Genomic DNA, 17,051 nt, shown 5'->3' with positions numbered 1-17,051 from the left:
GGTTTTACCCGGTCGCCCTTTGGGGGGATTGGAAATAACACATTTCCAAAAAGGTAAGTTAAACCAACGCCATGCAATGAGTATAAACCTAGGATGTAGATTTCCGTAACAATTCAAGTTAACAATTGATGAGAACATGACAAGCCTCAAACAAAATTTCATGAAAACTACAGAATTTAGATTTAAATCGATGATTAATGGAAATTTCTAGCTCATTAATGATGTATTAGTTACAGCAAAAAGAAATAAATTTTCAATTCGCTGTAACTTATAGGGATTCTAGCTGATGATTCTTTGAGCAAGCAGCTCAATTTTGGCCATCAAATTAGGGGCTAGCGTGGCAATATGTCGTTGCTCATCTAATATCGAATGCAAGATAGCATGTGTCGTTAGCGGGTTGGCTAGTACCACGCGGAATACGATGGTATCAAGCTTGTCCCAGCGTTCTGGGTTTAAACGGGTTCGAGAGACAAATGAACGCCCCGTTTCCCTTTGTTTTTTCTGCACAAACTGGGTGATTTCATTTAGCAACTCGTTCAGTTCTGCTTTTTGATTGGGCAAGGCTTGTTGCAGTGCTTGGCGAACAAAAGCAGGAATATAACGATAAGTTAAAAGACACAGTTCGGGTTCAGAAATCAGCTCAAAGTCGTCTTGTTCTTTAATTAGATCGGCGAAATAGCGAGCTTTAGCTAGGCTTTGGTCAATCAATAATTCGTAGCCAGGGCGACTAATAATGTGCATGCTAGCGTACACCAACATGGCCATACCTGAACGAGAACCTTCTAACGTATGGCTGCCTAGATCTTTTGAACCTTTCCGCAAAATATACTGCGCATGGTGCTCAATTGAATGCATAGCATCAGGCTTTTTGAATAGTACCATGCCTGCACCCATAGGGATGTAGAGCTGTTTATGTGCATCAATTGTGACGGAGTCAGCCAACTCAATACCATTGAGTAAGTGTCGGTGATTATTCGACATTAATGTTGCACCGCCCCAAGCGGCGTCTACGTGAAAATGACAACCTTCTTGCTGGCAAATATTGGCGATATCTCTTAAGGGATCAATGTTGCCCGTTTCTGTTGTTCCGGCGACGCCAACAACCGCAAAAGGTTTAATTTTCTGGCTTTTTAGGTGTGCCATTTTGGCTTTCAAATCTTGTGGGCATAAGCGGTTGTTGTGGTCGGTTTTTACACAAACCAAGCCTTCTTGGCCGATACCCAATACGTCAGCGGCTTTCTTTAAAGAGTAATGGCCACGATCAGACACTAAAATGGCTAACCCGTGGTAACCATAATGACGCATGGCTTTAAACAGCCCCTCTTTTTCGACGCCTTGGAAATCACCATCGGCTTTCAAAGCATTATTACGAGCCACCCACAATGCCGTGATATTGGCAATTGTTCCGCCAGAGCAAAATGCACCGAGCGAATGATTAGCGCTATGCATCCATTGGCTGTAAAAAGCGTCGTTTTTTTGATAGATCAAACGATGCAACATACCCAAAACCTGCCGTTCTAGCGGTGTAAACGCTTTTGACGTTTCAATTTTGACTAAGTTTTGATTCAGCGCAATCATGATCTTTGATAACGGCATCAAGAAATATGGCAGTGCAGATGTCATATGACCAATAAAGCTAGGAGCCGAGGTATGCACTGAATGAGCGACTAAATTATCCAACAAATGCTGAGTATGTTCTGAAACGAACTCCGGTGACTCTGGAATTTGCGGATTAGAGAAATCTTTTTCGATCTCTTTGAGTGGTTTTTCTTCAGCGACAATATGTTCACGCAAGAAGAGGTTCAAATTGCGCGATAGCTCTTGGTCTATTTTTGTCAGTGTTGAGTCGGGGCCTTCGGGCACAGTGAAGATCCGTAACAAGCTCTCGAAACTCACATTTGCAGTTTTTTGTTCTGATACCATACAGCTTCGTTATTTTGATTTTATGGAATGCGAGCGGCACAATCTAAACGAAAACGGGACAGTTGTCCCGTCTTAATTCGGCTAGAGTAGAGGCGGCGACTAGTTACAGACTTTCTTTTCGATCAAGGCGATGGCATCGTTATATTTATTCAACGCAGCTTCGATCTGCTTCGGATGACTGAGCAATTCGGCTAAAGCTGAACGTAATTCATAGTTTTTTTCGTTAGGCTTTGCTTGGCGATCTTCATAGGTGATTTTAGCAATGTGGCCGAGATCATCACTGCGTGAGGCCAATACTTTAATGTCGTGCTGTTCTAGTTTTAACCAAGCTTCCACAGGTTGCGAGGTGGCGACTTTAGAAGGATCGTTGCTTAGGTAATAGTGGACTGCCGCACGGCTTAATTCAAAGTGATGCTGGCGTCCTTGCAGAAACCATTGGCTAACTTCAGTAAGTTCAGGATATTGCGCGGTCGTTAAGTCTGCGAGATCACTATACCAATGGAGAGACGCGTCGACATAAGCGTCATATTTTTCGGATAAGCATTGGTTATCAGCAGCGAGAGCAACATTCGCTGAAGTTGAGAGTAGTAGGGCAACGATAACACGTTTCATAAATCTTCCTTTGGGCTTTGTTATTGTGTGGGAGTTTTCTACTCCCTATTGTTAGTTTAAATGAAGGCTAAAGTGATTCCTGAGATCTAGCCTGCAAGTGATACAAAGAACAGCATAAGAATAGGCACCAGTAGGCTGAGAATAAACCCACTGACAATCGCGATCGGTACGCAACGAACCCCGCCAGTTGTCTGGATCACGGGCAAGGTGAAATCCATCGCGGTTGCCCCAGCATAGCCGATGGCAGAGCAAGGTTTGGTTCGGATTAGCATGGGGATCATCACTAAAGCAACCAGTTCTCTAAGTAGCTCTATCATGAAAGAGGCACCACCATAGACTGGGCCGAAAGCATCACCCATTAAAATCCCGGCAAGTGAATACCATCCAAAACCGGAAGCCATGGCTAGTCCTCGATAAATTGGGATATCAAGAATCATGGCCGCAATGATCCCCCCAATCCAAGAGGTCAATATAATGACTAATGCGATGACCATTCCGTATTTATTGAGCAAAATTTGTCGTAGAGTTAAACCACTATTTCTCAACTGAATACCAATAAAGAAAAGTAATACGAACAAGATCCATTCACTGGCGGTGCTCACCCAACTTAAATCGAATCCTAATACAACCCCAAGCGCCAATCCTCCACCGACAACCACAATCAGCTTTACGGATTCTAACGCCATGCTAGATAGTGGCAGTTTTGAATGGTTCGCATCGGTTTTTATGGGTAGAAATTTGTCAATAAAAGGCAAGACCAATAAGTTGCAAGCACCAATCATCAAGAAAAATACGGTGGTAAATTTGAGTATCAACTGTAGGTTACTGCCCAAGTTATCGAGGGCTGCCAAGCTTAAACCCATCAGAAACAGAATGACGTAAACTAACCAAGACGTGGCTTTATTTAATGCTGCTAGCCACTGTTGATTGGCAATAGAAAATAGATACCCCACTATTAGTGGGGCAAAAATAAATAACATCCCTGAGAACATCTCATCCTCTGATTATTTTGGGTTTAGAAGCCGCTTGCGTTGATCACATCATTGAGTTTTGATTTGAATTCAAGCTCACTAAGGTTACTTAAGTTGTATAGCACCTCAGCTCCGGTCGCATTAATTTCGACGTCATGCTCTTCAATCTCTTCATCTTGACGACGAAACAGTAAAAGATGGTGAGCAATACGTGCCACATCAAGGTAACTGACTTCGTGAGAAGATGCGACTAAAGATTGATTTCCTGCTACTTCAAGGAAATCTGAGTCGAACCCCCAACTTCTTAACACAAGCTGACTGGTTTTTGAACATCGCGACTGAAAAATCTGTAGGGCGATGTCTTGATCGAGATAGTTGCCTTTCTCAAGATATAAATGATATTCGTGTACAAGACAAAACAAGCCAATATCCGCAAGTAGACCGACAAGTAAGGCTTTTTCTTGCTCTAAATGTTGATATCGGCTTGGTTCTAGCTGTTTAAATGCGTGAGTTACCATCACCATGGTTGCGCCAAGCTCTCGCGATATGGCGGCGCTATTAACCAATATTTTATTGCATTCTTTACTTAAGTTTACGGAGTGCTTTAACTGCTCAATCGCTTGAGCTGTTACAATGTCGCGTACTCGTAGTATGCCTAAGCGTGATACAGCCGTGACTAAATCCGTACAGGTAATATTTCGACGATTAAAGACAACAGAGTTTGCTACGCGTACTACAATTGCAGTCAGTCCGGGATCTTCAAGTAGACAATCGGCGACATCTGAAATTTCAGTAGATTCTAATGTGCATAAGCGCTGTATTTTTAGAACAACATCCGGAATAGGAGGAAGTGACATTTTTCCTGTGCTGAGTGAGTGTTCAACCAATTGAGAAAATTCACTTTCTAACCCTTGGATGAGCATTTGATGATGATCTGGAAGCCAGTAAAAAGATAGATGATTCATAAATTTGTGCTCAATCTGTACTGAAGGCATTTTACCGTCTGCTAACCCAAATAAGCAATCAATTCACCATCAATCGCATTAATTTGTTTTCTTGATGCATTAATCTTAATACGTTAATGGAAAGCGTATGTGTCAAAAAAATTTATTCATAAACACAATGATGTGATTTCTATCTCATAACTCTGCTGAGATATGTCTATTGATGTGATGTATGCCCAGACTTATTTTGTATCGTTAACTATGATAGTACCCATATTAAGCAAGCTAATACTAAACTACTACAAGCTTGTTACTAACTTACTCTTTTTATTCGCAAAAATACGCTGCTATCTGGTGATCACTATTAATCGGGGAACTTGATTAAGGATCAATGGATATGATTGAGCATGCATTTTTCAATTACGTTATTAAATTTGGCGCATTTCAAAAGCGTTCAATGTTTGGCGGTGTTGGGCTTTTCCAAAAAGAAGCGATGTATTCACTGATTAGTGAAGAGTCTGTTTTTATTCGTGGAGGTGAAGAGCTCGATGATGCACTCACAAAATTAGGCTGCGAAAAATACAAACACGTTAAAAAGCAGACTACAGCAACCGTTAATTATTATGATATTACTGAGCTTTTTGTGAGCAATCATGAGAGCCTAGATACGATCATTGAACGTTCCATTCGCTATTCTGTTGAGCAACGTAGTTTTCAAAAATCCTCTGCAAGCCGTCGACTACGTGATTTACCAAACATGCAGTTAACGTTAGAGCGTATGGTTAAAAAAGCGGGCATCAATGATGTGGAAACGTTCATGCGCTTAGGTGCTCCTACGATATTTTCTAAAGTGAGAAAAACGTACGGTAGTGACGTCGATGTAAAACTACTGTGGAAGTTTGCTGGTGCGATCGAAGGTATTCATTGGAAATTGCTGCAAGAGCCTCGCAAGCGTCAATTATTAGAAAGCTGCTCATTACGCTGACAGTTTTGTAGCACAGTTATCAAATAAATAGTTATCAAATAAAAAGCCGAGTCTTACGTCTCGGCTTTTTATTGTATTTAGCTTACACCTAGAACTTAAAACGAGTCGTAAACATCAGTTGATCGCCGTAAGCATCATTGATGCGAGCCTCGGCACCGAGAGAGAAAAGTTCTGTAGAATGAAAACGGGCATAAACAGACGCAATCCAGTCATCATTGTCATCGATAGAAACAAAGCCACCTTTGCCACCAACTTCTAACTGTGGTCCAAGCCATTGACGTACGCCAAGGTTTAATTCCATTCCGGTATCGGTGCTTTTATTATCGCGGGTATCTACGACGCGTAATAGCATTTCACCCGTGAAGTCAGCCCAGTTGTTAATAGGAGCATGAAAGCCAAAACCTGCGGCTGCGTCAAAATCACCTTCAAACTCAGAGTCTATACGACCAATAACATGTGCATTTGGGTGAATTGATTTGCTCATCGCAGCACCAAAGGTGACTGGACTTGCTCCAATACGAGCTTCGATATAGTCGTAACTAAAATTGCTCATGACGGATGGGCTATTTCGGTCTATTTCTGCCAGTGTTTGGCCTGAGGCTAGCAGCAAAGCGGCTGCAATGATTGTTTTACGCATAGTCACTATAAACCTATATTTTTAGTTTATTTCCATGGTCAGTCGCGGAATACCCGCGGTGACATTAAAGAATTTAGACATCATAGTGCATAGATTGACATTGTCGCCATTAAAAAGTGTCATTCTTTTGTTGTCTTCGCAAAAAATAAGCAAAGAGAGTGCCATTTCTTCGTTAGGATATTTTATTCACCAAAACTGATGCGGTTTTGTGCGATCGCATTGAAGATTTTCTCGGCATCCAAGACTCTGGCCCAAGGCATTAAATCTGATTCGTTTTCAATCATATATTGTGTTAATTGATCTTTGATAACATCGCGAAGTTTGTTCCCATCCCAAGGTTTGGCTACATAAAAATGTAGGCTGGCATTATTCACCGCTTCTACGGTGTCTTCTAGCCCTGCTTGGCCTGTTAGTAGTACTTTGCGTGTATGTTGCGTCTCTTCATTGTGGCTTAATTCAATTAAGAAACTAATGCCTGTTTGTTCGGGCATAATGTGATCGCACAAAATTAAAGCCAGCTTGATATTTTGAGCTTGGTGATCGGCAATCACTTCTTTTGCCTCTGCAACAGATTCTGCGGCTTCTAAGATAAAAAACTCTTCAAATTCGTCGAGGTCTTGTATGACGCTGTCCAATACTTCACGTTCATCGTCCACGCATAAGATCAAAAATTTGTTCATGATATTCTCCTTAATCATCAGCACGACAAGTTATCGACTAACTGGCAGCCATACCGTCATTGTCGTGTATTTATCCTGTTCAGATTGAACATCGATCCAACCTTGATGCTGGTGGACTATTTGTTGGCAGACAGAAAGCCCAATACCGAGCCCAAAGTTACCTTCTTTTTTCGTCGTGTAATTTAATGTGAAGATACGCTCTTTCTGCTCGTACGGGATCCCACAACCATTATCCGTGAAACTGATGGTCACAAAAGATTGATTACCCTGTTTTGCTAATGTGGTTGCAATGTGCAGTACGCCATTGGCTGGGAAGGCATCAATAGCGTTGGAAATGAGGTTTGTCCATACTTGTTGTAATGCAATCGGCTGACAGGTAATCAAAGGTAAGTCGGCATACTCTTTCTCAACTTTGTGGCGCTTAAGACGATTTTCGAAAATAACCAGAGTGTCTTCAATACCTTCATGAATATTGACCTTGTGCAGCGCTTCATCATCAGGGCGAGCATACCCTTTAAGGCTTCGTACCATATCGGCGATGCGTTGTGCACAAACATTGATAGAACGAAGTGTACTACCTGTTAGGAAATAGTTTTCTAATTGTTCCAGTGTTTCTAACGTTTTCTCAGGATCGTGCTTAGCCGATTGTCGGAGCGCAAGATCATCATCTAGATTGAGTTTGACCAATTTTTTCGCGATCAAACGATGATGAATTTCATTTTCTATGGCTTTAGCGCGTGCCCGCTCTTCTGATGTAGAAGTAGGTTTGGCTGAAAGTGCATTCCTTAATAGTTGACTGCCTTTATGTTGCAGATTTTTATGTTCAGTCTCTTGGACTAAGTGCTCAATCTTGTCTGACAATGTTTCGGTTCCACGTAAAATTGCGGCGACAGGATTGTTTAGTTCATGAGCGACGCCTGCAACAAGCTGACCGAGCATGGCCATTTTTTCCCGCTCGATTAATTGCTGATGAGCTGACTCAAGTGATTCGAGCGTTTTTTGTAGTTGCAATTTAGTGTTAATACTGCGTTGTAAGCGGCGGTTAAAATGGCGGAGCAGCAAGTTAGTAAATAGGGGCAATAGCCGAGTATCCGAATGCATGACTTTTGCAAACACATCTCGGTCTAGTTTAATCACATCGGTTTTAGTCAGGGTGACGGCAGTAGAAAAAGATTTCTCACCAGTCACAAAAGACATCCCACCGACAATGTTGCCTTTTTTGTGGCGAACCACTTCTCTTTGTTGCCCTAAATCATCTTTTTTATACAGGGCCACTTCACCTTCAGTGATGAACCAAAGAAAGCGGTTCTCTTCTCCCTCTTTGGTAAGAAAGTGATTAGTGGAGTAGGTACGGCAGGCGCGAGTTTCATCTTCATTTTCAAAAAATTGGTGTAAAGCACCAATTACTTGTTCAGCCAGTTCTGTATCAGAAAGCTTGTGGTAATCGGAGATAAAACCATCTCGATAACTGCGCATTTTATTATCGATGTGCGCGCGTAAGATGCGCTGTTGATCAAGTATTGTGCTGTAGTTGAGAATGTTGTCTTTATCATGATCTAAGATGTAGGTCGTGAGCTCTTTTTGGACGGTTTTATAGAGCACGTTATTTTGTAGTGGTTTAGTGAGACAGTGATCTAATCGCCCCTCATTGACGGCGGTGAGAATGGCTTGAATATCTTGTCCGCAGCTTATCAGCACTTTCCGCGCTGAACGCGTGTGGATTGATTTATCGAGTTGAGTCAAAAAATCCGCACCATCAAACTGCTCATGGTGACTGGCAATGACCAATGCAATCGTTTGTTGCTGTTCGTGCAAATATTCTAGGGCTTGCTCAGCTTCATCTATGGTGTCCGCTGTATGAAGATCAAATTTAGTGGCGAACGGAGCTAACTCAGCTCGCAACTGTTCTGTGCTGATTGGGTTATTGTCTAAACAAAGTAGTGCGTAATGGTTCACACAAGCCTCTACTGTCATCGCTGTTTTGACTACTGTAGCAAGTATTACGCAGTGGGTTTGAGAGCTAGGTTTTAGAATTTCTCATCACATCTTAGCAATACTCTGACCTAACTCCATGTTTTGGTTTTCAATTGTTTACGGTAGACTGGGTAAAATCTTCAGGAATGGAACACTATGAAACAGTTAAAAATCATTGGTGCGGTTGGTGGTGCTATCGTCTTAGCAGCATGTTGGCCGTTGGCTGTCGGGCAAATCGGTGAAAAGGTGATCACTAACGGTATTGCAAATATCTCTTCAGGTTCAATCGAGGCGGACATTGTCAGTTATAAGCGCGGTTACCTTTCATCAACCGTGCAAACCCGCTATCAGATTGCAGATAAAACGCTCAAACAACAGTTTGTTGCCGATGGTTTACCGACTCAAGTTTTAGTCAATAGCGAGGTTAAGCATGGCCTGTTGAGTTTAACAGCAACATCCGTTATTGCTGATCAAGAAAATCTACCATTGACGATGACCAGTATCACGCAGTTGAATGGCAATACTCAATACACTGTGGCGCTAGACAGTTGGCACTACCAAAGTGAAGATGGCGAGATGACGTTCTCGACAACGCCCGCCACATTGAAAGGTGATATTTCGGTGCTAGGTGAAATCACTTATCAACTGAATGTTCCTTCTGTTGAGTTGGATTTTACCAGTGGTGAAAAAATGATGCTTTCACAGCTAACTGGTCAAGGTATAGGTAAACAAGATAAAGGCTTCTGGCTAGGACAACAGTCATTGGCGTTAGCAAAAATTAATCTTGTCGATGGCCTAGGTGAAAATACGCTGAGTATGGACAACATGCGTTATTCCTTTGATTCGGTATTAAAAGGAGAGCCTTCTCGTTTTGATAGTAATCACTTGATTGAGATGGATAAATTAACTTATAGCGAAGGCGAGGTGAAGGACCTCAATCTTGATTTTACCTTGGGTGATTTAGATGGTGACGCTTTTGAGAAGCTCTCAACGCTTTACCAAAACAGCCCAGAACTTTCTGATGAGGACATTCAGCAAGCACTACCTTATGTGCAATCATTATTCGAGAAAGGTTTTTATCTATCGATGAATAAAATGGCGCTAAAAGTTGGCCAAGGTGAGTTTGAATCAAACTGGAAGATAGCGGTTCCTGAAGGGACAAATAATGTGGTGCAAGATCCGAGTACCATTTTACCAGCCTTAACCGGCCACATTGATACCTTCATTTCTGACCAGCTGGTTGAAGATTTTCCTTTTATCCAGCAAGGTATTGATGAGCTTGTTGTGATGGAAATTATGCAGCAAACCGATCAAGGATATCGACTCCAAGCTGAACTGAAAGAGGGCAACTTGGAATTTGAAAATGGCAACCAAATGCCGCTATTGACACTATTACTTCCGGCATTGATGCGATAGCGAACGGCGCTCAAGCAAACGATTTCGCGAGTTTTAGCAATCAGTAAGAGAAAAGAGCCGATAGAAGCTCTTTTCTCGCTTTTTATCCACATCAAAAAGTGGTATTAATCACATTAATTGTCGATAGCAGGAGCAAGGAACTCATGGAATCAAATCAAGCGGGCCCAGTCTATAATTTCAGCGCAGGCCCAGCAGCCTTACCTAAAGCCGTGATGGAAAAAGCGCAAGCCGAGTTTATTAACTGGAACGAGCTTGGCACGTCCGTTATGGAAATTAGTCATCGCAGTAAACCTTTTATTCATGTTGCTCAAGAAGCGGAGCAAGATCTGCGAGATTTGCTTAATATCCCGAGTAATTACAAAGTATTATTTTGTCAGGGTGGAGCGCGCGCTCAGTTTGCGGCGGTGCCTTTAAATTTATTAGGCGATGCGACTAAAGCGACCTATATTGATGCGGGTTACTGGGCTGAAAGTGCGGTCAAAGAAGCGAAGAAATATTGTGAAATCGATGTTTTCAACGCCAAAGTGACCAAAGAGGGCAAAACAGCGGTATTACCAGCCAGCGAATGGAAAATCGATCCTGAGTCAGCTTACGTGCATTTTTGTCCGAATGAAACGATAGATGGTATTGAGATTAATGATTTGCCAGATACAGACAAACCGATTGTAGCTGATATGTCATCTACGATTTTGTCGCGCCAAATAGACGTCTCAAAGTACGGAGTCATTTATGCGGGAGCACAGAAAAACATTGGGCCAGCGGGGATCTGTATTGCGATTGTTCGTGATGATTTGCTTGATTTAGCCAGTGATGTGCTGCCGACTATCTTGAATTATAAAGTACAAGCTGAACAAGATTCTATGTTCAACACGCCACCTACATTTGCGTGGTATTTGTCGGGTCTCGTGTTCAAGTGGCTAAAAGGGCAGGGTGGTGTCGCTGCGATTGAGAAAATCAACCGCGAGAAAGCAGCGCTGCTTTATAACGCAATTGATGAGTCACCTTTCTATCGCAATACCATTCACCCAGACAACCGTTCACTGATGAATGTGCCTTTCCAATTAGTGAAACCAGAGTTGGATAGTACGTTTTTAGAGTTGGCTGAAGCACGTGGTTTAGTCTCGCTGCAAGGTCACCGAGTCGCGGGTGGTATGCGTGCCTCGATTTACAATGCGATGACACTGGAAGGCGTTCAAGCCTTAGTTGATTTTATGCAAGAGTTTGAACAGCAGTACGCCTAACGTTTTTTATGGTATCAAAAACGATATAACATAAAATACGACCTTAAAAAACAAAGCCCACTAAGTGGGCTTTGTCATTAATTGGCTAGATTGAAGAGCATTACAATTTGTCAGTTAACTCAATTGCTTGGCCAATGTAGTTGGCTGGTGTCATCTCTTTCAAGCGTGCTTTTTCAGCTTCAGGTAGCGCAAGGCCATCAATAAAGTGGCGCATTGCTTCACCATCGACTCGCTTACCGCGCGTGAGTTCTTTCAATTTTTCGTACGGTTTTTCGATGCCGTAGCGGCGCATAACTGTTTGCACTGGTTCAGCAAGGACTTCCCAGTTTTTATCGAGCTCAGCAAGCAGCGCATCACGGTTCACTTCCAGTTTACTGATCCCTTTTAGCGTCGAAGTGTAGGCGATGATCGCATAACCAACACCCACACCAAGGTTACGCAGCACGGTTGAATCTGTTAAGTCACGTTGCCAGCGAGAGATAGGCAGCTTTTGTGCTAGGTGATTGAACACGGCATTAGCAAGGCCTAGGTTGCCTTCTGAGTTTTCAAAATCGATCGGGTTGACTTTATGTGGCATTGTCGATGAACCAATTTCACCTGCAATGGTTCTTTGTCTGAAGTGGCCCAAAGCGATATAGCCCCAAATGTCACGATCGAAGTCGATCAGAATAGTATTGAAGCGGGCAACGGCATCAAATAGCTCTGCGATATAATCATGTGGCTCAATTTGTGTGGTATAAGGGTTCCACGCCACACCTAGCGATTCAGTGATAAACTCTTCACTAAAGGTATGCCAGTCGAGTTCTGGATAGGCTGAAAGGTGAGCGTTGTAGTTACCTACTGCGCCGTTTACTTTTGCGAGAATCTCGATATTGGCAATCTGCTTATATTGGCGTTCCATACGGTACGCTACGTTAGCCATCTCTTTACCCATAGTACTTGGTGATGCTGGCTGTCCGTGGGTACGAGACAATAACGGAATATCGCGATACTCTTCTGCTAAGTGACGAATCGCATCAATAATGTTGCGCATTTCAGGAAGAAGCACGGTATCGCGAGCTTCTTTGAGCATTAGCGCGTGAGATGTGTTGTTGATATCTTCTGAAGTACAAGCAAAGTGAATGAATTCATTAACGGCGTGCAGCTCAGGAACACCCGCTACTTTTTCTTTTAAGAAATACTCTACAGCCTTAACATCATGGTTCGTTGTGCGTTCAATTTCTTTAATACGAGCGGCATCTTCTTCGCTAAAATTGTCTGCTATCGCATTAAGAAATTGATTGGCTTCATCACTGAATGCTGGAACTTCGGCAATTCCAGCAGTGGCTGAAAGCTTCTGTAACCAACGAATTTCAACAATGGTCCGATACTTGAGGAGACCAAACTCACTAAAGATACTGCGTAACGCAATCGTTTTACTTCCGTAGCGGCCGTCTACCGGTGAAACAGCAGTCAAGGCTGACAGTTCCATGTTTTTCTCCTGAATTTTGAGGTTAAGTGTGAGAGTGAATTCTTTGCGTCAATATTAGACTCGAGCTAATAAAATCTGAGCTTGTTCGATCATTTTCTTACGACCGAAGATCAGATGGCGACGCTTTCCTCCAACCTGACGCCACAAGACAGCGCAACGAATTCCTGAAAGGAGTAAGGCGCGCACTTTGTGCTGGGTTGAAGTTTGTTGAAGTATGGTAGGGGTTCCAGTGACTTGGATTCTCGGGCCAATAGGGCTGATAACATCCAAGTAGATACTGGCAAGGTTGCTGATCATCTGATCATCAAGCAAGTCAAAATGGTTGACTTGACGTTCAATCGTTTGAATACGATCGCCCAGCTGTGACATCGCATCACGACGAGCGCTTAATTTACGCTCTAATGCCATCAGGCTAATGATATAGCGAGTGATTTCACTCCCTGATGGCGTGCTATCAATACCTTTCACCAAACATTCGAGGCCAATTTTTAAGTTGGCCTCAGAGCCGAAGACATCAAGTGTATTGTTTGGATTAGTACTTAAGATAGCCGTTAGAGAAGTTTCAAACGCGTCTGAATCACAGTGACCATTTTTTGCTACGTGTTGCACTAAAGCGACAGCTTGGCAGATACCCGCAAAAGCGATGGTACGGTCATAAAGGGTGTTAGCCACGTTTATTACTCCTAAGTTGTTTAAATTCGCTGCTCAATAATTCCACCGCCAAGACACACATCGCCTTGATAGAAAACCGCGGATTGACCAGGCGTGACGGCCACTTGTGGCTCATCAAAAATGACTTTAATGTTTTCATCATCAATAGGGATGATGGTACACGCTATATCCGTTTGACGGTAACGCGTTTTTACCGTGCAGCTTAGCGTTGCTTGGATTGGTGTACGATCAACCCAGTGTAATTGGGAAGCGATCAAGCCATGAGATTTCAATAATGGGTGATCAGCGCCTTGGACTGCAATCAAAACGTTACGTTTAAGATCTTTATCAGCGACATACCATGGGTCTTCGTTACCGCCACCGCCTTTTTGGCCACCAATGTGTAACCCTTTGCGTTGACCTAAAGTGTGGTACATCAGGCCTTGATGTTCACCAATAACGAGACCTTCTGGTGTTTCAATTTTACCCGGTTGTGCTGGTAAATAGCGAGACAAGAAGTCGGTAAATTTGCGCTCGCCGATGAAACAGATACCGGTTGAATCTTTTTTCTTCGCCGTCACCAAACCTTGTTCTTCCGCAATGCGTCGAACTTCGGGTTTTTCTAAATCACCGACAGGAAATAAGCTACGAGCCACTTGTTCATGGCTTAATGTATAGAGGAAGTAGCTTTGGTCTTTGTTGTTGTCCAAGCCGCGCAGCATTTTTGGTTTGTCATTACCTTCAGGGAAGGTGCGTCGAACATAGTGGCCCATGGCGATATAATCGGCATCTAGCACTTCATCTGCAAACTCTAAAAAGGCTTTAAACTTGATTTCTTTGTTACAAAGAATGTCTGGGTTGGGAGTTCGCCCTGCTTTATATTCCTCAAGGAAATATTCAAATACGTTGTCCCAATATTCGGCGGCAAAATTAATGGTATGAAGAGGGATGTCTAACTTATCGCACACGGCTTGTGCATCGGCTAAATCTTCCGCCGCTGTACAATATTCCTCGTTATCATCTTCTTCCCAGTTCTTCATGAACAGGCCTTCGACTTGATAACCTTGCTCTTTGAGAAGATACGCCGAAACGGAGGAGTCAACACCACCGGACATGCCGACGATGACTTTCTTTTGGCTGTTTGCGCTGCGGTTGTCTGACATTACTTAATACCACTCAATTGACTTGGTCGCAGATTCTAGCAGAAAGATTTTCGTCGCGACAGATCCGAGACAGCAATCACACTTCTATCTGGTTTAATTGGCGTCGTATCTGTCAATGTCAGCAGAAATTAGTTTTAGAATTCTACAATGGCTTATGGCATAGTGCGTGCCATTTTAAAGCGTAATAAAAGGCCACAAAATGCAAGATGACAATCAGATTATGGATGACGCATTCCTCATCGAAACAGTAGAGAATCAACTCGCGGACGGAAATCCGTTAAAGGTCAAAGAAACCTTGATGCGCTTGATGATGACAGGTCACTCAAGGGAGGATGCCGTTGCCTCTATTGCTTGTGCGCTTGCAATTGAGATTTTTGATGTGATGAAAAACGAAGGGCAATTTGACCTAAAACGCTATTCAGAGCATTTAGATAGGTTACCTGATCTCAGCTTTATGGAAGGTGAATAAAAATAATCAAGAGCAAACGTTTGCTATAATTGCCTTAGTTGCCGCGCTAATGGGTGCGCGGTAGAATCGCGCATCTTTTTCTCCTCTACTCAGACTGACGTTATGAAATTTCCTGGCCAACGCAAATCAAAGCATTACTTTCCTGTTCATGCACGTGACCCACTTGTTATCCAAGCACAAGAAAATAAAAAAATGTCACGTACACATATTATTGGTATCGACCAGACCTTGGTGGATATAGAAGCGAAAGTAAATACTGACCTCATCGAAAAATATGAGCTTAGTAAAGGCCATTCGTTAGTGATTGACGATCAGAAGGCCGAAGCTTTGTACACTGAGCTCAAACAAAATGGTCTGATTACTAACGAATATGCTGGGGGAACGATTGGCAACACATTACACAATTATTCGGTGCTGGCAGATGATCGCTCAACGTTGTTAGGTGTGATGAGCCAAGATATAAAAATTGGTAGCTACGGTTATCGTTATTTATGTAATACATCAAGTCGGATGGATCTGAATTATTTACAAGCGGTCGATGGAGCGATTGGGCGCTGCTTTGCCTTGATCACAGAGGATGGAGAAAGAACCTTTGCTATTAGTGAAGGGCAAATGAACCAACTTCGCGCAGAAAGTGTTCCAGAAAAAATATTTAAAAGTGCTTCAGCCTTAGTACTGACTGCTTATTTAATTCGCTGCAAAACTGGTGATCCAATGCCAGAGGCAACAATGAGAGCGATTGAATATGCTAAGAAATATGATGTACCTGTTGTTTTAACCTTAGGTACTAAATTTGTTATTCAAGATGACCCTCAATTTTGGCAAAATTTTTTGCGTGATCATGTCACTGTTGTTGCCATGAATGAAGATGAAGCCGAAGCATTAACCGGGGAAAGTGATCCCCTTGCAGCGTCAAATAAAGCCTTAAATTGGGTTGATCTTGTATTATGCACCGCAGGCCCAGTCGGTTTATTTATGGCAGGATATACTGAAGATGCGGCGAAACGTGAAACATCGTTGCCACTATTACCTGGTTCTATTGCTGAATTCAATCGTTATGAATTTAGTCGCCCAGCATCAAAAATAAGTTGTGAAAATCCGATACGTGTTTATTCTCATATTTCACCGTATATGGGTGGGCCTGAGAAAATTAAAAATACTAATGGTGCGGGAGATGCGGCGTTGTCGGCATTGCTGCATGATATGGCAGCCAATAAATATCATAAAGAGAACGTCCCTAATTCGAGCAAGCATCAGAATAACTTTTTAACCTATTCATCCTTCTCGCAAGTTTGCAAATATTCCAACCGTGCCAGTTATGAGGTGCTAGCTCAGCATTCACCTCGTCTGTCACGTGGTTTACCTGAACGTGAAGACAGCTTAGAAGAAGCGTATTGGGAAAGATAAAAGATTAAAATAATAAAAAGGCTCCGTTAGGAGCCTTTTTATTTGCTAAAGAGTTATTAAATCTCGAATTCTTCTAGAGATTTACCTGCATCAAGTTGCTCTTGAATTGCAGAAGGTGTGCGACCTTGACCTGTCCATGTTTTTTCTTGGCCATTGGCATCAAGATATTTGTATTTTGCTGGACGAGGTGCGCGTTTGCCTTGAACTTTAACTTTGTTCTTAGTTTCACCAGAAAGTGCAGAAATTAATGCGCTTACATCAATACCGTCTTTGGCAATCTGTTCTGCAATCGCAGCCAGCTTCGCTTCTTGTTCTGCGCGAGCAGAGCGTTCTTCTTCTTCCGCTTCTCTGCGTTCTTGCACAACGATCGTTAATTTATCTAGTGCTTCTTCAAGCTGCTCTAGAGTGAGTTCACGAGAAAAAGCGCGTAGGCTACGAATATTAAGTAGAGTTTTTGTTAATTCAGACATGACTATTCCTATTTGATTTAATTTAGTCGACACAGCA

The 17,051-nt window shown here is 42.6% G+C and carries 16 protein-coding genes; 5 read left to right on the top strand and 11 right to left on the bottom strand.

The features are described from left to right. Window positions 1-279 precede the first annotated feature (279 nt). The 4 genes from panP to AACQ21_RS15025 all read right to left on the bottom strand — a co-directional run bounded on the left by panP (window position 280) and on the right by AACQ21_RS15025 (window position 4,471). The gene (gene panP, locus AACQ21_RS15040) at window positions 280-1,923 is read right to left on the bottom strand and encodes a pyridoxal-dependent aspartate 1-decarboxylase PanP (protein ID WP_088728788.1); all 1,644 of its coding nucleotides are present in this window, start codon (window positions 1,921-1,923) and stop codon (window positions 280-282) included. Window positions 1,924-2,022: 99 nt separating this feature from the next. Further along, window positions 2,023-2,535, bottom strand: a complete 513-nt coding sequence (locus tag AACQ21_RS15035) for a hypothetical protein (RefSeq protein ID WP_017044636.1) — start codon at window positions 2,533-2,535, stop codon at window positions 2,023-2,025. An 86-nt stretch (window positions 2,536-2,621) separates the two neighbouring features. Next, on the bottom strand, window positions 2,622-3,527 hold the full coding sequence (locus tag AACQ21_RS15030; protein WP_017047741.1) for a lysine exporter LysO family protein: 906 nt from the start codon (window positions 3,525-3,527) through the stop codon (window positions 2,622-2,624). Between the two features lie 23 nt (window positions 3,528-3,550). After that, entirely contained in the window at window positions 3,551-4,471 is a 921-nt protein-coding gene (locus tag AACQ21_RS15025; RefSeq protein WP_181185509.1) for an HDOD domain-containing protein, read from the bottom strand. 370 nt (window positions 4,472-4,841) lie between these two features. On the opposite strand from AACQ21_RS15025, the gene AACQ21_RS15020 reads away from it, so the two are divergent. Beyond that, window positions 4,842-5,435, top strand: coding sequence for a TfoX/Sxy family DNA transformation protein (locus tag AACQ21_RS15020; RefSeq protein WP_013857112.1), 594 nt, complete (start codon window positions 4,842-4,844; stop codon window positions 5,433-5,435). An 88-nt stretch (window positions 5,436-5,523) separates the two neighbouring features. Here AACQ21_RS15020 and AACQ21_RS15015 read toward each other — a convergent pair whose 3' ends face one another. The 3 genes from AACQ21_RS15015 to AACQ21_RS15005 all read right to left on the bottom strand — a co-directional run bounded on the left by AACQ21_RS15015 (window position 5,524) and on the right by AACQ21_RS15005 (window position 8,708). Continuing rightward, window positions 5,524-6,072 (bottom strand): hypothetical protein, encoded by a 549-nt coding sequence (locus tag AACQ21_RS15015; protein ID WP_026028034.1) that lies wholly within the window; start codon window positions 6,070-6,072, stop codon window positions 5,524-5,526. 182 nt (window positions 6,073-6,254) lie between these two features. After that, window positions 6,255-6,752, bottom strand: coding sequence for a response regulator (locus tag AACQ21_RS15010; protein WP_029189736.1), 498 nt, complete (start codon window positions 6,750-6,752; stop codon window positions 6,255-6,257). A gap of 30 nt (window positions 6,753-6,782) precedes the next feature. Then, on the bottom strand, window positions 6,783-8,708 hold the full coding sequence (locus AACQ21_RS15005) for an ATP-binding protein (RefSeq protein ID WP_179217541.1): 1,926 nt from the start codon (window positions 8,706-8,708) through the stop codon (window positions 6,783-6,785). A 174-nt stretch (window positions 8,709-8,882) separates the two neighbouring features. Between AACQ21_RS15005 and AACQ21_RS15000 the strand changes: the two genes are divergently transcribed. After that, window positions 8,883-10,142 (top strand): DUF945 family protein, encoded by a 1,260-nt coding sequence (locus AACQ21_RS15000; protein WP_064624993.1) that lies wholly within the window; start codon window positions 8,883-8,885, stop codon window positions 10,140-10,142. Between the two features lie 143 nt (window positions 10,143-10,285). Further along, a complete protein-coding gene (gene serC, locus AACQ21_RS14995; RefSeq protein WP_026028828.1) occupies window positions 10,286-11,383 on the top strand; it encodes a 3-phosphoserine/phosphohydroxythreonine transaminase in 1,098 nt (365 codons plus the stop codon). Between the two features lie 100 nt (window positions 11,384-11,483). Here the strand turns inward: serC and purB are convergent, their stop codons facing one another. From purB to mnmA, 3 genes are read right to left on the bottom strand one after another with little or no spacing between them, the layout of a single operon-like run. Then, window positions 11,484-12,854: an adenylosuccinate lyase gene (gene purB / locus AACQ21_RS14990; protein WP_013857106.1), complete on the bottom strand. Its 1,371-nt coding sequence runs from the start codon at window positions 12,852-12,854 to the stop codon at window positions 11,484-11,486. Between the two features lie 54 nt (window positions 12,855-12,908). Further along, window positions 12,909-13,526: a high frequency lysogenization protein HflD gene (gene hflD / locus AACQ21_RS14985; RefSeq protein ID WP_013857105.1), complete on the bottom strand. Its 618-nt coding sequence runs from the start codon at window positions 13,524-13,526 to the stop codon at window positions 12,909-12,911. Between the two features lie 20 nt (window positions 13,527-13,546). Beyond that, on the bottom strand, window positions 13,547-14,668 hold the full coding sequence (gene mnmA / locus AACQ21_RS14980) for a tRNA 2-thiouridine(34) synthase MnmA (protein ID WP_017043901.1): 1,122 nt from the start codon (window positions 14,666-14,668) through the stop codon (window positions 13,547-13,549). A gap of 199 nt (window positions 14,669-14,867) precedes the next feature. On the opposite strand from mnmA, the gene AACQ21_RS14975 reads away from it, so the two are divergent. Together AACQ21_RS14975 and AACQ21_RS14970 are read left to right on the top strand one after the other, a co-directional pair. Then, complete coding sequence (locus AACQ21_RS14975; protein ID WP_013857103.1) at window positions 14,868-15,137, top strand: hypothetical protein; 270 nt, start codon at window positions 14,868-14,870, stop codon at window positions 15,135-15,137. Window positions 15,138-15,239: 102 nt separating this feature from the next. Beyond that, window positions 15,240-16,544 (top strand): inosine/guanosine kinase, encoded by a 1,305-nt coding sequence (locus tag AACQ21_RS14970; RefSeq protein ID WP_088721150.1) that lies wholly within the window; start codon window positions 15,240-15,242, stop codon window positions 16,542-16,544. 56 nt (window positions 16,545-16,600) lie between these two features. On the opposite strand, the gene AACQ21_RS14965 is transcribed toward AACQ21_RS14970, so the two are convergent. After that, complete coding sequence (locus AACQ21_RS14965) at window positions 16,601-17,014, bottom strand: H-NS histone family protein (RefSeq protein ID WP_017043902.1); 414 nt, start codon at window positions 17,012-17,014, stop codon at window positions 16,601-16,603. Window positions 17,015-17,051 lie beyond the last annotated feature (37 nt).

The organism is Vibrio sp. V01_P9A10T6, assembly GCF_963877065.1.
Classification (GTDB): Bacteria; Pseudomonadota; Gammaproteobacteria; order Enterobacterales; family Vibrionaceae; genus Vibrio; species Vibrio anguillarum.
This window is presented reverse-complemented; position numbering and strand designations above follow the sequence as displayed.